The organism is Psychrobacter sp. DM4, from assembly GCF_051307035.1.
Classification (GTDB): domain Bacteria; phylum Pseudomonadota; class Gammaproteobacteria; order Pseudomonadales; family Moraxellaceae; genus Psychrobacter.
Map to the genome: position 1 here is coordinate 2388196 of NZ_CP195536.1, position 18990 is coordinate 2407185.

The following is an 18990-nucleotide window of genomic DNA, read 5'->3' on the forward strand; positions in this document are numbered from 1 at the left end:
AAAAACCCGCCATTCTGATGAGAATGGCGGGTTTTTTACGTCTATTACTAAGCTACTCTCTTAACCCTTTATTTTGCGTATCTCAAAGCCTAGTGCTTTTATATCTTCTTCTTTGTCAAATGGCGCAAGCACTGAGCGGACATGGTCTTGGCCTTGCAAGTACTGCTTGGCAACGCGCTGCAGATCTTGAGTAGTGACCGCTAGTATCGCGGCGCGCGTTTTGCGTTGCCACTCAATATCACGATGATGGAGCTCTGTGAAGCAGGCTTTGATCGCCTCGCCAGCAGGAGATCCTGGTTTGTCCATACCAGAGATGATCCCAAGTATCGCCTCCTCTAACTGCTCATCCGTCTGCGGCTCATTAATTAACCACTCGATACTAGCCTCAAAATGAGCAAAGGTTTCAATGCAATGCGGATCACGGTAGCTAAAGAATTTAAAGGCGCAGGCATTGGCATCATAGCCTGCCCCGCCGCCATAAGCACCGCCACGCTCACGAATCGCGCTATGCAAGTAGCCATTGCGTAGATAAGGCGCTAATACCATAAGAGCCACCGTATCTGGGTGATCAGCCGCAGGTACGGTATAGGCGCTAGCGTTATGATAGACGTTGGTAGATACGAGCCAAGCGATATCCTCAACGATAGGATTATGCTCAAGCCTATGCGCTGCATCAGTTTCGCCGTTAAGCGTAGGATCTAGCGTCAAAGCTGTAAATTCGCTTGGAATATTAGCATCCGTTAGCGCAGGTTTTATAGTAGATGCCTCGTTGTCCTGCCAACTATCGACAATGAGCTGACTCAAACGCTCGGTTTGCTCGGCTTCACATACGATAATCGCATGCTTAGGCAGACTGATGAGACGCTGATGTAAGTCCATTAAGGCTATAGCCAGTTGATCCCACTGCGTATCATCGTCGCTTGCATGACCCAAAAAGTCTTTGAGGGCGTTGAGCGCTGGCAAGCCGCTACGTACATACTCAAGCTGCGCTTGACGGCTCATACCGCGACTGGCCGTTTGCAAAGCATAAGCGTGCCCAGCACTCGCTAGGCGCGACTGCCAACTGGCAGCGCGCTGCTGTAAAATCTCTTTTATACGGTCGTGCTCACTAAAGACACTATGTTCCATAACTTCTTTGAGCAGATCGATCGCCTCAGGTTTACGGTTGAGCGCGCGCGTGGCAACCACAAAGAAGCTACTAATCGTCTGGCTATCATCAATACTAGTACGCTGACTAATACGGGCAGTGACACCCGATGAGTGCGCTGCTTGTTTTGCTTGCATCTCATAAGCGTCCGCTGTATCCGTACCTAGCTCTGATAGTAAACTTAAATAAATAGGCAATAGCGGATGATTGATGACATCATTGGCAGGTAGCTGTGTATCTGCAAAGTCGGCATTGACTTTATTAATCGCATCTGTGAGTGGTACAACGACTTGATAATAATACAAGCCATTGGTGCCCGCTTCGTATTCAAACAGCGTACTCTCCTGTCCGCTTAGCATGACCTGTTTTTGCTTGCCTTCTTTTAAGCTGATATCGGTAGGTACGTCCTCTAGACCAACTTTAGGCAATAAACTTACGTCATCTGGTGCGGCTTGACGAGCAGCTAGATCAAGCGCTTGGCTTTTTAGGATAGCTTTGTCATCATTGCTTAAATCCATCGCAATAGTATCGAGGCGTACTTGCTCAGCAGCAACCAGACGCGCTGACTTCTCACTATCAGGCGTCATGGTCACACGGACGCGGTGCGGGTTGTCGAGCAGATGAGTCTTAATTAAGTTAGGTAACCATGCTTCATCTTGAGTTTGCTCGCGCAGCCATGCCAAGTGCTCATCGACCTCCCATACATCGATGGGATTGCCGTCATGAATGGCGGTGCTAAAGCCTTCTAATAGCAAGTTTAAACCATAAGGCATGCTATCGCCGCCGATATGACGCTGATCGATCTCGATCTGATGCAAGATAGTTTCGATGGTTTCATCGTCGACAGGTTTGCTTGCCACATCGGTCAATAAGTCGATAATACCTTGCTCAACTGCCTCAGCGTGTTCAGGCTCAGAACCGCGAAGACCCGTATAAAAGACCATTTCATAATGGCTATCATCGAGTCCTAACAGCGGACTTGGCGCTTTGCCCAGCGCATGACTGTCCAAATAGGCGCGCAGTGGTGATCCTGCATGCTCAATCAACACGCCTTCTAATAGACGCAGTGCTAGGCGCTGCTTGGGATCAGTGATAGACGGTAGCAACCACGCTACGACATGATGAGTCTGATCAGGTCCTGCTTCGTCAGCGGTATACGTATCGGTCGCGCTAATCGGCGCTGCTAGACGGACTTCTGGACGAGACACGTGCTTTTGACCTGTCTCAAACTCAGTTAAGGCATCTTTGTGTATCTTCGTTTGCGTTTGAGCCACGGGAATATTACCAAAGCTCATAATCACACTGTTTGACGGATGATAATGGCTCTTATGAAATTCAACGAGCTCTGTATGAGTCAGATCAGGAATGTCCGCAGGATCACCGCCTGAGTTGTAATGATAAGTGGTCGTTGGGAACAGGTGATGCGCGACCGTATGATAGAGCTGATCGATCTCACCGCTCATCGCCCCTTTCATCTCATTAAAAACAATACCCTTAAACTGCGGCTTGTCGTCTTCGTCTAGCTCAACACGAATGCCTTCTTGGGCAAAATCAAGCGGATGAATATTAGGGAAAAACGCGGCATCAAGGTAGACATCAAGCAAGTTAAAGTAGTCGTTTTTGTTTTGCGTGGCATAGGGATACGCTGTCCAATCGGCGGCGGTCATGGCATTCATAAAGGTATTAAGTGAGCGCTTAATCATCGAAAAGAACGGATCACGTACGGGGAACTTCTTGGAGCCACATAGCGCCACGTGCTCTAAGATATGCGCCTCGCCCTTTGAGTCCATTGGCTGAGTACGAAAACCAACCAAAAATGCATTCTCGTCACTGGGATGTGCCAAATGATAGTGCATAGCGCCTGTCTTGACATGCTGGCTTATTAGAACGTCTATCGAGAGCGCTTCAATATGACGATGCTCAATCAGTTCAAATGCTGGGTGCAACGTTAAGTCGATATCTGAGGCATTGTCCGTTGCTGTACGGGTAGTCGTATCGGCCATATCTGTCATTGTGTCGCTCATAATTATCCTTGTTATTTATCGCTACAGTGCTTTTATTAGTAAACTATATTTATAAATGTTGTCGCTGTTAGATGGGGCTGGCGCTGTGATAAGTCAAGTCAGTACATAGCTCTCCATTGTTATATTCAAGACCCCTTTTTACCGTTTAAAAGAGTAAAAACACAGTAACTTGTATAACCCTAATCAAATTATGGACCTAATTCTTAACAAAGGTTAGTGGTACTGTTACTATCAAGGTAGCCATTTGATAAATAGTGAGGAGCATATTATGAGCTATCAGCATGTTTTACTGGTTACCGATTTATTACCGGACGCCGATATTGTCGCCGAGCGAGCCAAGCGCATTATTGCAGGCTCACCTGATGCTAAACTATCTGTGCTGCATATCGTCGAAGATGATATGGTGCGCTTCGGTTACGAGCTCGTTCCAGCCTCTGAATTATCAGGAGATAAAGACGGCGCGCACTGGCAAGCGGCGCGAGCCAAGCTAGCACAGTTTATTGAACGCAATACCTTAGAGGCAGTCAACTCCGAGGTGACCGCCGCTATCTCTAACGACAAAGGTATCGTCAGTTATTGCCACGAAAAAGACGTTGATCTATTGGTTATTGGGCGTCACGAGCGGCGCGGTATCGCAGCTTGGCTAGTAGGTGCTACTGCCGATAATATCTTGCCAAACACGCCTTGTGATAGCCTAGTCGTCAAGCTTGATCAATCAGTACCATAATCGTTATACGATTATCGGTGACTTCAAGTAGATGTGAAACTTAGCCAATATAAACAAGCTCTACTTAACAGCGCCCTATAGTAGTGCTATAGTTATTACTATCTGCTATGAGGAAAACGTCATGAGTTACGAACATATTTTATTGGTCACCGACCTGCTCTCTGATGCCGATATCGTCGCGCAAAAGGCCAAACGCATCGTTGATAATCGCCCAGGCTCCAAGCTCTCGGTACTCCATATCGTCAAAGACACGATGGTCGGGTTTGGCTACGAGCTCGTTCCCGCCTCTAGTCTTTATGATGAGATCGATGATGAACGTTGCCAAGAAGCGCGCGCAAAACTGGCGCAGTTCTTAGAGCGCAACCAGTTAGATGCCACAACCTCTCAGGTGACCACCGCCATCTCTAGTAGCGAGGGTATCGTCAGTTATTGTCACAAAAACGATGTCGATCTATTGGTCATCGGTCGTCATAGACGCACAGGTATTGCCGCTTGGATTAGTGGCGCGACTGCCGACAATATCTTGCCAAACGTACCTTGCGATAGCTTTGTCGTTAGGCTGGACAAACCTGTTTCTAAATAACAGGTTTAGACTTAGTTTTATGAACGGTTTAAACTTAGTGCTATAAAAAGATATAAAGCGCCGTGTCATAAGTGATACGGCGTTTTTTGCTTGGAACATAATAAAATCACTACTCATCAATGATGTCGATAAAGGTTTGCCAAATAGGACTTTTATGACGAACCTTGTGCCACACCAGCCACCATGTCCGTGATAGATCGATACCTGCAACTTTGATTTGTACTAGCGTCCCTGTGGTAAGCTCGTTTTCGATAATGTGCTGTGACAAACAGCCCAATCCGATATCAGCACTGACCATATTTTTGATAGCCTCTGATTGACTCACCGCTTTAATCACTTCAGCATTTGGCAGATGTTGCAATAACTGCTCGTCGATAATTTGCCGCGTACCAGACCCCGCCTCTCGCACTAGTAGTGGCCGCGAGGCTAATTGCTCAAGGGTGAGCGTATAACTTTTATCCCTCCCTTTATCCATGTCCGCTAACCATTTGCTGTCACCTTTGGCAAATATCATCAGCGTATCGGTGCGCCAAGCGCGCTGCTCAATCACTTTGCTATCGGTTGGGCGCGGCATACCCTCAACTAGCGCAATATCGATATTCAGCTGCTCAATCTCACTGATGACCTCTTGTGTATTGGCAATATAGGTTTCGATATTAGCTTCTGGTTGCGTCTCATACATCTGAGCAAGCAGAGCTGGCAATACATAATTACCGATAGTGGTACTCGCACCAATATGTATTTGCCCCGCTTGGTGCTTGTGATAATGCTCTAGTGTCAATGCTTGCCCGAGCAGCGCTTGCGCTTGAACATAGATAGGATGAGCATTGGCATGAGGGGTGAGCCCACGCCCTACGCGCTCAAATAACGGCAGTTGTAAACGCGTCTCCAAAGTGCCAAGCGTACTACTCACCGCTGATTGCGATAAATGCAGCTCTAAGCTTGCAAGACTCGTGCTGCCTGTCTGATAAATACTAACAAACACGGCTAATTGCTTCAGAGTAATTTTTGGTAAGGTCTGCGCCGATTTCTTCATATTATTCATCACTCTTAATTTTATAAATACAAGCGACACTATTAACCACTAAAAAAGATAGGTTCTATCTTATCAATCTGTTTTTATTATAAACAGACTTTACTTATAATATCAACGTGTATAGGTACAGATAATCGTCATGCTGACGGTCATATCAGTAAGGTCGATAGTAAGCAAAGTAAATAGTAATTAAGGTAAACCGTAGGCTAGGTCAATTATGAGTACTATGAGTCAGACCATCGTCAATTATGTGCCAAGTAAACCTCAAGGATTGGGACTGATTGCGGTGCTATTAGCTAGCCTATTTTGTCTATGGCTCGATAGTCGCTTATATGTCTGGACGAATGGCGCTATGGTTGGACTGTCACCTTTAACCCTTGCCATCTTAACCGGTATATTACTTGGCAATACAGTTTATCCACGTTTTGCCGATAAACTAAGCAATGGTGTGAATTTCTCCAAAGGTGAAATTTTACGCTTAGCCATTATGTTTTATGGCTTTAAGTTGACCTTCACGCAAGTCGCTACTGTCGGCATGCCAGCCATTGTCAGCGATGCACTAGTGCTGATATCGACGTTTTTATTGACCTATTGGCTTGGTACGAGATGGCTCAAAGTCGATAAGCAGACGACCATGCTCATTGGGTCAGGCGCAAGCATTTGCGGCGCGGCTGCGGTTATCGCGGCTGAACCTGTTATCAAAGCGGACGCTCACAAGGTGACTATTGCAGTCGCTACCGTAGTTGTGTTTGGCACTATTGCCATGCTGCTCTATCCGTTCTTGTATCATTTAGGCTGGCTAGCCCCATGGCTCAACGCTCAGCAATACGGTATCTACACAGGCTCTACGGTTCATGAAGTCGCACAAGTCGTCGTCGCAGGCAACGCTGTCAGTCATGATGTCGGTAATACGGCAGTCGTGACCAAGATGATACGGGTCATGATGCTCGCGCCTTTTTTACTCATACTGTCCTTTTCTTTAACTAAAGACGAGAGTACACCTGGCGAAAAGCAGACGCTAATTGGTCGTGCCAAACAAGTCAAAGTGCCTTGGTTTGCATTCATCTTTATTCTTATTGTCGTAGTGCATACTTGGGTGCCGATGTCCGACAGTTTTGAGCGTACGATGGTACGCATAGACGACTTACTACTGACAATGTCGATGTTTGCACTGGGACTGACCACGCATTTGAGCGCTATCAAACAAGCAGGTATCAAGCCGTTACTGCTAGGTGCGATGATATTCGCTTGGCTGATACTCGGTGGCGGGCTTATCAATATTGGGGTTAGCTTGCTGTGAATGATTCAAATTTTAGACCGAAAAAAGCGAACCCGAAGGTTCGCTTTTTTAACATAGTGCTTTAATCAGAGATTAAACAGCAACGATGTTATGAGCTTGTGGGCCTTTTTGACCTTGAGTTACAGTGAACTCAACTTCTTGACCTTCAGCCAAAGTTTTGAAACCAGAACCAGTGATTTCGCTGTAATGAGCAAAAACGTCTGCGCCGTTTTCTGGAGCGATAAAACCAAAGCCTTTAGCTTCGTTGAACCACTTAACTGTACCTTTTTGAGTATCTGACATAGTAATAACCTACTTTTTAATTTATTAATGGTCTAAGTGACCGGTAACGCTTGCAAATAGCTACTGTACGATAAATATTAAAACGAAGGATTATAACTAATACTACGAGGTAATGATTTGGTGCAGAACTGCTTTTAAGCTTGGGCGTATTATAAGACCCCTACAACACCAGTGCAAGCCTTATCTGGTATTTTGTGTAACTAAGCCGATAGCATGGACTGAGTGCTTGATTTCTTGGACGATGAATCTACTTGGCATCTGGCAGACGAAACAGATAGATAGCAACGCCCATGCAGATCACAGCGACTACCCAGGCGATCCAAACCATATCCTCTGGTAGGTTAAAAAATAGCATCGTCGTTGATATCGCCATCATAATGCTCGCCAGCCACTTGGCATATCGCGGCACCGCATGGTTATTCTCCCAGTCGCGGACAAATTTGCCAAAATACTTGTGATTGATCAGCCAAAAATGAAAGCGTCGTGAACTACGCGCCCAGCACCCTGCAGCGAGCAATATAAAAGGCGCGGTTGGCATGACAGGCAATAATACACCAATGATTCCCAATACAAAAAACACCCAGCCCAGCGTCAAAAAAGTCCAGCGCACGGTAGGACTATTAGATTGATTGGTCTTTGGGCGGTGATAAAAGGCTTTTTTTTCAGTCATATAAGAGATGTCATTGGGCAGTAGAAAATAGATCGCTATTAACGTATATCCTAGCAATCCACGTAAGCCAATAAGGATGCAACAAAGTACAAATGAGCACAAGATTATTTTTATAGCTTTATGTTATATCTTCAGTATTAACACCACCTTAGAGACAATAACAGACGCTTGAGATAATTTTTTTTTGTATAAATAGTAGTAGGAGAATCCCAAAAACTCAGGCATAATTCGCCGTTATCGAACTATTGTTCTCTATGGTCAGCTATCCATCGTTGACCTTGATTGTGTTTCTCAACTTTTATACTGTTTATAAGGATATTTATGGTCACACGGTTTACGCTCCCTTCTATCAAAGTGCTTACTCTACCTGTCGCACTCGCTGTCGTTACTGTATTTAGTGGCTGTGCGACGACGACAAACCCAGAAGCGCGATCTGCTTATGACAAGACGCAGCAAAACCTGAAGGCTCAATCTGTGGGTATTATCAGCGACGGTTGTGTACTACGAGTTGAGGTCGGTAAAGACGATATCATGTACCAAAATTCTGACGCGCTTTCTGTCGCCATTGCCAATACGCTCAAGGAGAGACTCACGGAAAAAGGCGTTGTAGTCAATAACGTCTCATCCCCTTTTGTCTGCGGCGCACTGACACAAAAAGAGCTGTCACAGATGGATATCTTGGCGACTGAAGATGCCAAAGATGTGTTGAATACCAATTATCCTGTACTCAGCTCTAGCAATACCTTTGATGGCGTCACTAACCAAGCCTACCTAAACCTATATACTGCGCTAGTAAATGCCAAAAAAATTAGCGCGATCAATATGAAAACAGGCTCATATACACCGCTCAACCTAGACGCTGCTAGCTTGAATACCATTCGCAAAACTGAAGGTGCGAATAAAGCCTTCGTCGTTTTGGGCGCTGCTAACAAACAGTCTTTTGGTCTAAAACTTACTGCGGCCTCTACGTCGCCGCTAGCGGGTGCGATGATCAATAGAGCGCCTGGCAAAGATTACTCCATCCACCTAGTCAATTTAGAAACCAATCAAATCGAGTGGAACAAATCAGGTAAGATCGATTCTGAAGTATTCAAGACGCCAGTGACGGGTACTATCGCCACCAAAAAAATGCTCGACCCGCTGTACCCTGAATAAGTCTATATCCTTAATAAAAAAACCGCTCACAATTCATATTGCGAGCGGTTTTTTTATCTGAGTGCCGCAACCCTTACACCAAGATAAGCGCCAATATCGCAAAAATGAAAAAGTAAGCAAAAACGCCGCCAATGGCATATAGCGATTTGATCTCTTTGCCGTCAGCGCGGCGTACTCGAGACAGCGTATGACCGAGCTTGAGAATAGAGATAGTAAAAAAGTAAAATGCTAATAATAGCAGCACGATACTAATGGTAAAGATAGCCAGAGAAGATAGCGGGCCAAAAAAGGTCACTGTACCCGGAAACAAGGTTTCGCCCTTGATAATCAGTACCAATAAGACGACTGCAACGCCCGATGCTGACGCATGAAAAAACAGCACATCATGAAGCGTCGCATCCTTTTTATAAAAACTCGTCTCAATCTCAAAAATATCACCCTTAGCAGGTCTTCTTGGGCGCGAGTCTCTAGCAAGGATCGACTTATAACTGTTGATATTACTCACAGTAATCAAAAATGCAAAAAACGTCAGGGCAATCCAAAAGACGACATATATATTTATGATAGCGATTACTCCAATACAGAGGAAAGAATGACTTAACTATATCTAGGTATCGAACCTTATCGTTCTTGTTATATCGCTCACAGCACACTCGATACAGCGCAAATCGATACCATGGCGACATCCTTGTATCTTAGCAGTTTGTAGAGATGCCTTTGTAAAAAAGTGCTGTCATGGGTGGTGAGATTGTGTTGGTTTGGCTAGTAATATGGCAAGATTTAGTTATGAAAAAACCGCTACGGCGAGATGCGGTAACGGTTTTTTGTACTAATCAAGATAAGAAGTTATTTTCATTTCTGTATCAACCCTATCTCACGTGCTTCTTTGAGCCAGCTTGGAAACTCTTCTAGCATATTCTCATATAAAGCTTCTTCGCTAACATCATCCAAATCGTCTAGTTCAAAAAAGCTGCAATTATCTACTAGTCGTCCCGTCATATCGTCTAAGTCTTTTAAGATGCCGTAACTACGACCACCCAAACCAACGAATTGCCAAAATATCGGTAGTTTCGCGGCTTCGGTCATGATCTTGGTAATGCCACGCGTATCTCGCACTCCGCCATCACTGATGAATAAAATATAAACGGGAACATTGAGTCCATCATTCTGATAAAAATCAGTGACCGCTTTCATTACTCCTGCTTCATTATTGGTACGTGCGCCTAACTGCCATTTACGCCAGCCACCCTGTACGGTATCGATAAAATCAGCGTAGTTATTGAGTCCGACCTCACCTAGATAAGAGCACTGCTCACCAAAAGCCCAACAGTCTAGCGCTTGGTCGTCATCGAAGCTCACTGCCAATGGCAATATGCGATTGACCACTTCTTGCACGCGGCCTTTTTTGTACTGCCTGTTCATTGAGCCTGAAGCATCTAGCACCAACGCTACCTTTGCGGTTAATTGCTGCAATTGGCGTTTTTCTAGCGAAATGGTGGCTTTTTTGGCCAGATTGACCAGTTTTGGTGCTTTGTCTAGCATGACCTTCTCGAGCGACGGTTTTGCTTGCATTGGCGTGGCGGTCGTATCTGCTGCTTGTGGGCTACTCTCTTCTACATCGCCACCGAAATGCTGCACGATGGCGGCAAGTCCACCATTAAAGCCTTGCGCGACGTTGGATACTCGCCAAACGCCACTCTTACGGTAAAGCTGCATCAGCATACTGGCTTGCTGCTGAGCAAAGTCTGCTGCTTGATACGCTGCCTGCGCTTTTTGGGTTTGCTGCCAAATAACAATCTCTAACGATTGAATTTGATTAAGCGGCGTATCGGCTGATAATACAAAAAACAAGCTGTCTATATCAGTAGACAGTTTGGATAAGTTAACCTCAAACTCGGCTTGAATGCCTTTATTCGCCGTTGGCTGCGACTCGTAATGGGTGAGCTTGATTTGTCCGCATGATGAGGTTGGCTGATTATAAAACACCATGTAATCATCATTGATCAGTTTACCCGCTGCATCTAAGGCAAAGCAGCTGATATTCATCTCTATCGGGCTTTGGCGGGTAAATTTAAGCGTGATGGGTGCGGTATCGTCAATAGTAAGGTTGCTTAAAGGTACGCGTTGTCCGACGGTGAGATGGTTCATGGTGTTCCTTAATAGATCATAATTAATCACAATTTTTTCTTGATCGATAACGCAGTTTTAGACATTAAAAAGCCACTATAACTAAAAGCTATAGCGGCTGTGTATGTAGAACTGATATAATTTTACTAAGAATAGCCTAGCTAACAAAATTTAGCTTGCTCAGCCTTATATTCTTTTCCCAGAGTTCTAATAAATTCTAAATCTTTTTCATAAGGAACTAACGATTTAAAACCTGCTTTTACAGCATTAGAGGTAATAAAATATAGTACTTTAATTATAACTTCAGACTTTAAGAAAGGAGTATAAGCTAGAAAAGCATCAAAAACTATATGAACCAGTCGTACTTGAAATACTTTTACCTCTGGTAAAACATTGCTTTCTACTCTACTTTTCTTATTCTCAATAACTCTTAGCTTATCTATAAATCGTCGAAAATTAAACATTGTATGTTTACTATCCTTATAGTTATGGATAGTAACATTGTTAGTATTCAGAATTTCTCTCAGCTGAATATAATCAGACCTAGATAAACCATTTCTCTCTTCGTATAGATATGTAATCATATCTCTGCGTAAATCACAAAATTCAAAAATATAACGATCGTGCTTCTGAATTCTTTTCAAGTAGACAGTTTCGAAAAGAGCAAATATTACAGCAATTACTAGCATTAGTATTAACATAATAATTTTCTCCATTCTAACATTTCACTTAGCCTTCTTTTTACTGCTTTTTTTAGTAGTACTATCGTATGAAAACTTCTCATCAAGTATCGCGAGAAATCTGTCTCTATACTCACTATTATCTGCTGCTAATCGATCAATTTGTAATTGCCTATTATCTAAATTGGACTTGTATAACTTGTGAAGATACCAGTGAGCACCAAAAAAAAATACTATAGCTACGAAATATTCTGGACCTACAGTTTCTAATAGATTAGACAGAAAATTAGTCACCGCTTCAACCTTACCAGTGCTACCTTCTGCTAACTCGGTCTTTTGGGCTACTTCATTTGCAATATCAGTTTGTTCCACTCGTACCTCTGCATAAAACAAATCTCATATAAGCCTCTTGTAGATCAAGTATATAACAGTAAGCTAATTATAATTGTAACTAATATATTTTTCTATTACGGTAGAGTAATAGAAAATATGAATTTTCATAGCTTTCTAACGGAAAATAACCAGAGGTATTATAGAACTATAGTTCATTAATTAATAGTTGTTTTGCTAATATTACCATATTATCGCTTGTTTCGTGCAAAACACTATGACTCTAAAGTAGCCTATAACAGCTATAACAGCGTAATACATCTAACTATATTCAATCTAGCGCGAGGGACAAGCTGAGTCATTAAAGAACACCGCCCCGTGCATCGCATATTTGCCCATTATTAAAGGACTCCGATGCTGAGGCCATGCTCTTTAAGCTTTTGCTTTAGTTACAACGCTTTTAACTCTTCCATCTGCGCCGTCATCGCGGTCAACTGCCCTTCTAGCTCAGCCAGTTTCGCCTTTTCAGCATCGACCACTTCCGCAGGTGCTTTACTGACAAAGCCTTCATTTCCTAGCTTACGCGCGATGCCCTCTAACTGACCTTTCAACTTATCATATGACTTACCTAAACGTGCTAGCTCAGCCGTTGGATCGATCAGACCTTTCATCGGTACGAGTACACGTAGCTGACCAACCATACTTGATGATGATAGTGGAATCTTTTGATCAGAGCCGTCACCACTATTTATAATCTCTAAGCTCTCGACTTTGGCAAGCGCTTTGAACTGGTTTTTGATACGGGATAGACGCGCATCTTCATCGCTAGAGATATTTTGTAGTAGCACTGGCAGACGTACGGCATTGCCTAGCTTCATCTCACCACGGATGTTACGGACGCTGGCGATCAGCTCTTGTAGCCATGCCATATCCGACTCGATTTGCTCGCTGATTTGGGCATTATCGGTTTGTGGGTAGTCCGCGATGACGATGCTTTCGGTGTTTTTGCGACCTAATAGTGGCGCGATGGTCTGCCAGATTTGCTCAGTCAGATACGGCATGATTGGATGGGTGAAGCGCAACGCGGTCTCAAGCACATGCAAGAGGACATAGCGGATTTGTGCTTTGCGCTCGTCCGTCACCGAGTCATCATTGAGGCTGGCTTTGGCAAGCTCAACGTACCAATCACAATACTCGTTCCAGATGAACTCATAGATGTCTTGGCTGACCATATCGAGGCGATACTGGGTAAAATGCTGATGGATGTCTTTGATGCTTGAGTTTAGGCGACTCATAATCCATTTTTCTGGTAATTCCCACACCTCAGGATTAGGCGCTTGGTCGATAGGTTTGGCAGTACCTTCGCTATCGACACAGTTCATCAGTACAAAACGGCTGGCGTTCCAGATTTTATTACAGAAGTTACGATAGCCCTCGACACGCTTTAGGTCAAAGTTGATATCGCGACCCGTACTGGCAAGCGAGGTAAAGGTAAAGCGTAGCGCATCGGTACCAAAGGCTGGAATACCTTCTGGGAACTCTTTACGCGTTTGCTTTTCGATTTTGGCCGCGTCTTTCGGGTTCATCATATTGCTGGTGCGTTTTTCTACCAGCGCTTCAAGCTCAATACCATCGATCAAGTCAATCGGATCTAAAACGTTGCCTTTCGATTTTGACATTTTTTGACCATTGCCATCACGCACTAGACCATGCACATAAACGGTTTTAAACGGTACTTGCGGCGTGCCATCTTCGTTTTTCACGAAGTGCATGGTCATCATGATCATGCGCGCGACCCAAAAGAAGATAATGTCAAAACCTGTCACGAGCACGCTGGTTGGGTGAAAAGTCTCAAGCACGCGCGGATCAGCGTTCGGGTCTGCCCAGTCAAGCGTACTGAATGTCCACAGACCTGAGCTGAACCATGTATCGAGTACATCATCGTCTTGGCGCAATACGATATCATCGCTTAGATTGTACTTGCTACGTACTTCCGCTTCATCACGGGCAACATAAATCTCGCCCGTCGCATCGTCATACCATGCAGGGATACGATGTCCCCACCACAACTGACGGCTGATACACCAGTCTTGCAGATCGGTCATCCACGACATATACATGTTTTTGTACTGCGTGGGGACGAACTCGATGCTGCCGTCTTCTACCGCGTCAATCGCAGGCTTGGCAAGCTCTTTCACAGCGACATACCACTGATCGGTCAAAAACGGCTCGACGATCGTGCCGCCACGCTCAGCACGTGGGGCTTTGAATGCATAGTCTTCGATATCTTCTAGCCAGCCCTGCTCGCCTGCTTGCTCGACAAGGAACTTACGCGCGGCAAAACGTTCTAAACCAGCATACTCGCTTGGCGTGGTCTCTAATTCTGGCTCACGTGTTTGCAGATCAGGATAGACTTCCATCGATGCTAAGATATTGGCGCGTTCATCAAGGATGTTAATCAATGGCAAGTCATGACGACGACCCAACTCATAATCGTTAAAATCATGGGCAGGAGTAATTTTGACACAGCCCGTACCAAAGTCTTTTTCGACATAATCATCAGCGACGATAGGCACGACGCGACCCGTAATTGGCAAGGTAATGGTTTTGCCGACTAAATGCGCATAACGCTCATCACTAGGATTGACTGCGACAGCCGTATCACCCAATAAGGTCTCAGGACGTGTGGTTGCTACGACCAGATAGTTTTTACCATCTTGAGTCAGCAGCTCTGTATCCGTGAAATGATAGCGGAAATGCCATAAGCTGCCTTTTTCATCGTGGTTTTCTACTTCTAAATCAGATAATGCGGTTTGGAACTTAGGATCCCAGTTGACCAAACGCTTACCACGATAGATAAGGCCATCGTCGAACAGACGTACGAACACTTCTTTTACCGCATTGGACAGACCATCATCCATGGTAAAGCGCTCACGCGACCAGTCAACCGAGCTGCCCAAGCGGCGAATTTGGCTGGTGATATTGCCGCCCGACTCTTCTTTCCATTCCCACACTTTATCGATGAAGTCTTCACGCGTCATGTCACGGCGCTTGATACCTTGCGCTTCCAGACGGCGCTCAACGACCATTTGGGTGGCGATACCTGCATGATCCGTACCGGGCTGCCACAGCGTATTGTCACCATCCATGCGGTGGTAACGGGTGAGCGCATCCATGATCGCGTTATTAAAACCATGACCCATGTGCAAGCTACCCGTGACGTTCGGCGGTGGTAGTGCGATAGAAAATGACTCGTCTTTATCAAACGTCGGCTGAAAATAGCCGCTGTCTTCCCAGCCTTGATACATGCCTGCTTCGACTTTGGCAGGGTTATAGGCGTTTTCAAGTTGGCTTAAGGCCGCTTGAATAGATTGGGTTAAGGTGCTATTGCTCATAGTTTTATCTTTTAGTAGTAAGGTCTATAAAAGTAGACAAAATAAGTGGTAGAGTGATTTTAACGCAGATAGCTAGATTTTGTTAGGTGCTAAGATGATTTATGAGTCGATTGAGCCTCACTTAACATTCAACAACAGCAATGACTCTAATAGTCAACACAACCCTGAGCGCAACCCTCTACACTAGCAGCCTATTATAGAGCCCTTTATCAAGCGAGCATACCGTGACCCAAGAGAGTAAACAGACCGAGACCCGCGAGCCACTCACATCAGAGCATCTAGTGGATGGCGCTGATGGTACTGTAGATAACGACGACTTGCCGGCGCAGATTAGTGACGCGGATAAAGAGACGATAAAACGCGTCGCAAGCGATGACAATCTAAGCCAGGCCAAGAGTTACGCGAGCATCTTGGTCGAGCAAGTTATCGACGCCAAGGAGACATTTGATCGCTCTTTGGGTTCACTATTTACCAGCGCCTTTACCGCAGGGCTGGAGATTGGCATCAGCTTTTTTGTTATTCTCTCCGCTTTTGCCCTACTCACCGAGGTTATGCCCAATAACTTTGCGATGGTGTTATCCTCCTTGCTCTACCCAATAGGCTTTATCATTGTCGTTATCGGTCAGTCTCTGCTATTTACCGAACAGACGTCTTTGTTGAGCTTACCTGTCATCAATAAGATTGAGCCTGTGAATAAATTGCTGCGGCTGTGGGGCATTGTTATCGCAGGTAACGTGGTCGGTGGCTGTTTGTTCGCAGCCTTGATGATCGGTTTGGGTCTCAATATGCATCTTTTTAGCGCAAGTGACATCGATGCTTATGCCGAGCATATTTTGGGATTTCGTTGGTGGGTTATCTTTGGCAGTGCGGTACTGGCTGGCTGGATGATGGGGATTGCCGCTTGGCTGGTCACCTCGGCGCGCGATACGATTAGCCGCATTGTGCTGGTCACTTTGATTACCGGTAGCATTGGTTTTTTGGGGCTACATCATAGTATCGTCGGCAACATTGAGATATTCTCCGCCCTACTTTATGGCAATACCGTTAGCCTTGGGCGCTACTTGGTATTTTTGGTCGTTGTACTCGCAGGAAATACGGTCGGCGGCGTGGTGTTCGTGGCGGTACTCAAAAACCGCACTTTCTTATTCGATATTGCCAAAGCCAAAGAGCAAGATAAAGAGGCGCATCTCGATAGCGTTGCCCGTATCAATGGTCGCAAGCGCTAAGCTAGCTTATTGGCTCAACTTTTAGTTGTCTCACTTATAATAATGTAAAAGCCCTACGTCATAGCAGATTTTGCTATAACGTAGGGCTTTTTATTTTTATGCTAATAAATGAGTATTAAGCCGCAAGCGCGCCTTCTCTTTTAAACTTAGCGCTAAAGACTCTAACCATAATACCTGCGGTCAAGAACATAATAAGCGTATAAATCGCAGGCGTCATCGACATATCGTAGTTGGATAACAAGGTCAATGCCATGAAGATCGACAAGGTACTGTTTTGCAAGCCAACTTCCATAGTGATAGACGTTCTTTGCGATAAATTTAATCCGAACCACTTGCTGCTGTAATAACCGATTGCCATTGTCACAAGGTTAAGTATCAAAGAGACAGGCCCTGTATTAATAAAGGCATCAACAATGATATCTCGCTGCACGTAGCTCAAAAACACTACTAAAAAGGTCAAAAAGGTCACGCCAAAACGCGAGACCAATACCTGTGAGCTATCAGCAACTTTTGGCGCAAAACGCTTAATCAACATGCCAATACTAATAGGCAAAATGGTGATGACAAATAAAGAGACCATGGTCTTTATGATAGGCAGTTGAAACTCACTACCCGCACCCATAAAGTGAATCAGCGAAAAGCTCAATACGATAGGGATCGTAAATACTGTGACCACACTAGCAATCGCCGTCATCGTGACGGATAAGGCGACATCGCCTTTGGCCAAAAAGGTAAACAAGTTGGAGGTCGTGCCGCCAGGACAAAGCACAAGGAGCATCACGCCAACTGCATATTCAGGTCGTAGTGGCATAATATTGGCTAAGGCAAAACCTATGATAGGCAATAAGATTAGCTGATTGGTGAGACCAATGCCCACCGCTTTTGGATACTTCAAGACCCGTTTAAAGTCTTTGGTAATAAGGGTCATACCCATACCCATCATGATCAAAAACAGACAGATAGGAATAACAACAGAATTGACTAAGGTGACTAACTGAACACTTTCCATAACTACATCCATGTAGATAAGACCATTATATCGGTCTGTTTATGAGAGCTGCGCGGTGTACTACATCTTGTACCTATCTCGATAGGTTAGAGTAGCAAATTAGTATAGCGTCGTTACAACTTAAGTATTGAGCTGATTAAGTTACTGCTCAGTCAGTTATAGGATTTGGCAAAGAGAATCTTTAAATAGGAGAAGGAGTGAAAGGATAGATATAAGCCTGTAGCTTTAAGGCTTTTAACTTCAAGAGTAAATGAGCACAGCTAGCGAGTGGTCGTTTAAGTCGTTTCGGTACTGGTGACCGCAGTCCCATAAGCGATGGCCTCGACCATGCTACCGAGCTGATTGATGTTAGTGACCTCTAAACGCAGACCATAGACATGATTGTAGCCTTTAATTTTTGCTTCAATACGCATACGCACTAATGCTTCGCGGCGCGCGCGATCCAATAAGGTCTCATAAGTGGTCAAGTTTTTGCCAAATAGGTTGAGCACCTTGGCGATGACCATTTTGAAATAGTCCTGCGCGATAACGACACTACCGAGCACCAGCTCGCCCTGTGTCCCTGTCGCCAGAGTTGGACGATAAAAACGCTCGCTTGATACGACAATATAACGCAGCTCTTTTTCTGATACTTGCAAGCGCGCTAAATGCTGGCGCTCATGACGCGTACCAAAAAACCACCCTACTATAAATAGAATAAGCAGTGGCGCGTAATTGATAAGGAGTTGGCTTATGGAGGTGTTCATGGACTCTCTCTTGTCTTAAAACCCTCGCCGTTTTGACATACTCAGCACTAGAGCCTTAAGAAAATTTATTCGCCAAAAGGGTTAAAACGTGGCAGATCATCATTTGGGGTTTGCACTGGGTTCGGCTGGGTCTGTGTCGTTTGCCACTCTTGTCCCGTTTGGTTTTGATCTGATGGGTTGTGAGGCGACTGTGCCCGCTGCTGCATGGGAATCGCTTTAACCGCTGTGCCATAAACGAACAGCTCAGAGGCACCTTGGGCAATACTAGAGGTCGAAAAGCGCAAACCGACGACCGCATCAGCGCCGAGGGCTTCTGCTTTTACAATCATGCGATCTATTGCTTCTTGGCGCGATTCTTCTAGCAGTTCGGTATAGGCCGTCAGCTCGCCACCGACGATGTTTTTGAGACCTGCAAACAGATCTTTACCGACATGTTTTGAGCGCACGGTACTGCCGTACACCACATCTAAGCGCTCAGTGATCTGGTAGTTCGGTAAGTGCTCAAGGTTTGAGAGTTGTACCGCCATGATAGTGCCTCTTTGATAACTTGTAG

General features: G+C 44.9%; 17 protein-coding genes. 5 read left to right on the forward strand and 12 right to left on the reverse strand.

All coding sequences use genetic code 11. The annotated features are described in order from the left end of the window. Nucleotides 1-60: 60 nt before the first annotated feature. Nucleotides 61-3150, reverse strand: a complete 3090-nt coding sequence (locus ACR64G_RS10200; protein ID WP_435980705.1) for an insulinase family protein — start codon at nucleotides 3148-3150, stop codon at nucleotides 61-63. A 289-nt stretch (nucleotides 3151-3439) separates the two neighbouring features. On the opposite strand from ACR64G_RS10200, the gene ACR64G_RS10205 reads away from it, so the two are divergent. Both ACR64G_RS10205 and ACR64G_RS10210 read left to right on the forward strand, forming a co-directional pair. Then, nucleotides 3440-3898, forward strand: a complete 459-nt coding sequence (locus ACR64G_RS10205) for a universal stress protein (RefSeq protein WP_435979189.1) — start codon at nucleotides 3440-3442, stop codon at nucleotides 3896-3898. Nucleotides 3899-4019: 121 nt separating this feature from the next. Continuing rightward, nucleotides 4020-4481, forward strand: a complete 462-nt coding sequence (locus tag ACR64G_RS10210; protein WP_435979190.1) for a universal stress protein — start codon at nucleotides 4020-4022, stop codon at nucleotides 4479-4481. Nucleotides 4482-4590: 109 nt separating this feature from the next. Here ACR64G_RS10210 and ACR64G_RS10215 read toward each other — a convergent pair whose 3' ends face one another. Continuing rightward, on the reverse strand, nucleotides 4591-5526 hold the full coding sequence (locus ACR64G_RS10215) for a LysR substrate-binding domain-containing protein (RefSeq protein ID WP_435979191.1): 936 nt from the start codon (nucleotides 5524-5526) through the stop codon (nucleotides 4591-4593). Nucleotides 5527-5734: 208 nt separating this feature from the next. Between ACR64G_RS10215 and ACR64G_RS10220 the strand changes: the two genes are divergently transcribed. Next, on the forward strand, nucleotides 5735-6817 hold the full coding sequence (locus tag ACR64G_RS10220; protein WP_435979192.1) for a YeiH family protein: 1083 nt from the start codon (nucleotides 5735-5737) through the stop codon (nucleotides 6815-6817). A 72-nt stretch (nucleotides 6818-6889) separates the two neighbouring features. Here ACR64G_RS10220 and cspE read toward each other — a convergent pair whose 3' ends face one another. Together cspE and ACR64G_RS10230 are read right to left on the reverse strand one after the other, a co-directional pair. After that, complete coding sequence (gene cspE / locus ACR64G_RS10225) at nucleotides 6890-7099, reverse strand: transcription antiterminator/RNA stability regulator CspE (protein WP_435979193.1); 210 nt, start codon at nucleotides 7097-7099, stop codon at nucleotides 6890-6892. A gap of 247 nt (nucleotides 7100-7346) precedes the next feature. Next, nucleotides 7347-7769: a YbaN family protein gene (locus ACR64G_RS10230; protein ID WP_435979194.1), complete on the reverse strand. Its 423-nt coding sequence runs from the start codon at nucleotides 7767-7769 to the stop codon at nucleotides 7347-7349. 321 nt (nucleotides 7770-8090) lie between these two features. Between ACR64G_RS10230 and ACR64G_RS10235 the strand changes: the two genes are divergently transcribed. Beyond that, the gene (locus ACR64G_RS10235) at nucleotides 8091-8924 is read left to right on the forward strand and encodes a hypothetical protein (RefSeq protein ID WP_435979195.1); all 834 of its coding nucleotides are present in this window, start codon (nucleotides 8091-8093) and stop codon (nucleotides 8922-8924) included. A 73-nt stretch (nucleotides 8925-8997) separates the two neighbouring features. On the opposite strand, the gene ACR64G_RS10240 is transcribed toward ACR64G_RS10235, so the two are convergent. The 5 genes from ACR64G_RS10240 to ACR64G_RS10260 form a co-directional block, all read right to left on the reverse strand. Continuing rightward, nucleotides 8998-9429: a hypothetical protein gene (locus tag ACR64G_RS10240; RefSeq protein ID WP_435979196.1), complete on the reverse strand. Its 432-nt coding sequence runs from the start codon at nucleotides 9427-9429 to the stop codon at nucleotides 8998-9000. A gap of 347 nt (nucleotides 9430-9776) precedes the next feature. Continuing rightward, on the reverse strand, nucleotides 9777-11072 hold the full coding sequence (locus tag ACR64G_RS10245) for a VWA domain-containing protein (protein WP_435979197.1): 1296 nt from the start codon (nucleotides 11070-11072) through the stop codon (nucleotides 9777-9779). A 140-nt stretch (nucleotides 11073-11212) separates the two neighbouring features. Continuing rightward, entirely contained in the window at nucleotides 11213-11752 is a 540-nt protein-coding gene (locus ACR64G_RS10250) for a hypothetical protein (RefSeq protein ID WP_435979198.1), read from the reverse strand. A 24-nt stretch (nucleotides 11753-11776) separates the two neighbouring features. Beyond that, a complete protein-coding gene (locus tag ACR64G_RS10255; RefSeq protein ID WP_435979199.1) occupies nucleotides 11777-12103 on the reverse strand; it encodes a hypothetical protein in 327 nt (108 codons plus the stop codon). A gap of 407 nt (nucleotides 12104-12510) precedes the next feature. Next, complete coding sequence (locus ACR64G_RS10260; protein WP_435979200.1) at nucleotides 12511-15456, reverse strand: valine--tRNA ligase; 2946 nt, start codon at nucleotides 15454-15456, stop codon at nucleotides 12511-12513. 224 nt (nucleotides 15457-15680) lie between these two features. On the opposite strand from ACR64G_RS10260, the gene ACR64G_RS10265 reads away from it, so the two are divergent. Then, complete coding sequence (locus ACR64G_RS10265) at nucleotides 15681-16682, forward strand: formate/nitrite transporter family protein (protein WP_435979201.1); 1002 nt, start codon at nucleotides 15681-15683, stop codon at nucleotides 16680-16682. Between the two features lie 115 nt (nucleotides 16683-16797). On the opposite strand, the gene ACR64G_RS10270 is transcribed toward ACR64G_RS10265, so the two are convergent. The 3 genes from ACR64G_RS10270 to ACR64G_RS10280 all read right to left on the reverse strand — a co-directional run bounded on the left by ACR64G_RS10270 (nucleotide 16798) and on the right by ACR64G_RS10280 (nucleotide 18964). Next, complete coding sequence (locus ACR64G_RS10270) at nucleotides 16798-17691, reverse strand: bile acid:sodium symporter family protein (protein WP_435979202.1); 894 nt, start codon at nucleotides 17689-17691, stop codon at nucleotides 16798-16800. A 275-nt stretch (nucleotides 17692-17966) separates the two neighbouring features. Further along, complete coding sequence (locus tag ACR64G_RS10275) at nucleotides 17967-18437, reverse strand: YbjQ family protein (RefSeq protein WP_435979203.1); 471 nt, start codon at nucleotides 18435-18437, stop codon at nucleotides 17967-17969. 65 nt (nucleotides 18438-18502) lie between these two features. After that, complete coding sequence (locus tag ACR64G_RS10280; protein ID WP_435979204.1) at nucleotides 18503-18964, reverse strand: YbjQ family protein; 462 nt, start codon at nucleotides 18962-18964, stop codon at nucleotides 18503-18505. Nucleotides 18965-18990 lie beyond the last annotated feature (26 nt).

What these genes read in the sequence shown, in the direction of transcription:
- ACR64G_RS10230 (WP_435979194.1), bottom strand. Translation starts at nt 7,769, where the DNA reads ATGACTGAAAAAAAAGCCTTTTATCACCGCCCAAAGACCAATCAATCT.
- ACR64G_RS10270 (WP_435979202.1), bottom strand. Translation starts at nt 17,691, where the DNA reads ATGGAAAGTGTTCAGTTAGTCACCTTAGTCAATTCTGTTGTTATTCCT.
- ACR64G_RS10275 (WP_435979203.1), bottom strand. Translation starts at nt 18,437, where the DNA reads ATGAACACCTCCATAAGCCAACTCCTTATCAATTACGCGCCACTGCTT.
- ACR64G_RS10250 (WP_435979198.1), bottom strand. Translation starts at nt 11,752, where the DNA reads ATGTTAATACTAATGCTAGTAATTGCTGTAATATTTGCTCTTTTCGAA.
- ACR64G_RS10200 (WP_435980705.1), bottom strand. Translation starts at nt 3,150, where the DNA reads ATGGCCGATACGACTACCCGTACAGCAACGGACAATGCCTCAGATATC.
- ACR64G_RS10235 (WP_435979195.1), top strand. Translation starts at nt 8,091, where the DNA reads ATGGTCACACGGTTTACGCTCCCTTCTATCAAAGTGCTTACTCTACCT.
- ACR64G_RS10205 (WP_435979189.1), top strand. Translation starts at nt 3,440, where the DNA reads ATGAGCTATCAGCATGTTTTACTGGTTACCGATTTATTACCGGACGCC.
- ACR64G_RS10260 (WP_435979200.1), bottom strand. Translation starts at nt 15,456, where the DNA reads ATGAGCAATAGCACCTTAACCCAATCTATTCAAGCGGCCTTAAGCCAA.
- ACR64G_RS10245 (WP_435979197.1), bottom strand. Translation starts at nt 11,072, where the DNA reads ATGAACCATCTCACCGTCGGACAACGCGTACCTTTAAGCAACCTTACT.
- ACR64G_RS10280 (WP_435979204.1), bottom strand. Translation starts at nt 18,964, where the DNA reads ATGGCGGTACAACTCTCAAACCTTGAGCACTTACCGAACTACCAGATC.
- ACR64G_RS10220 (WP_435979192.1), top strand. Translation starts at nt 5,735, where the DNA reads ATGAGTACTATGAGTCAGACCATCGTCAATTATGTGCCAAGTAAACCT.
- ACR64G_RS10215 (WP_435979191.1), bottom strand. Translation starts at nt 5,526, where the DNA reads ATGAATAATATGAAGAAATCGGCGCAGACCTTACCAAAAATTACTCTG.
- ACR64G_RS10210 (WP_435979190.1), top strand. Translation starts at nt 4,020, where the DNA reads ATGAGTTACGAACATATTTTATTGGTCACCGACCTGCTCTCTGATGCC.
- cspE (WP_435979193.1), bottom strand. Translation starts at nt 7,099, where the DNA reads ATGTCAGATACTCAAAAAGGTACAGTTAAGTGGTTCAACGAAGCTAAA.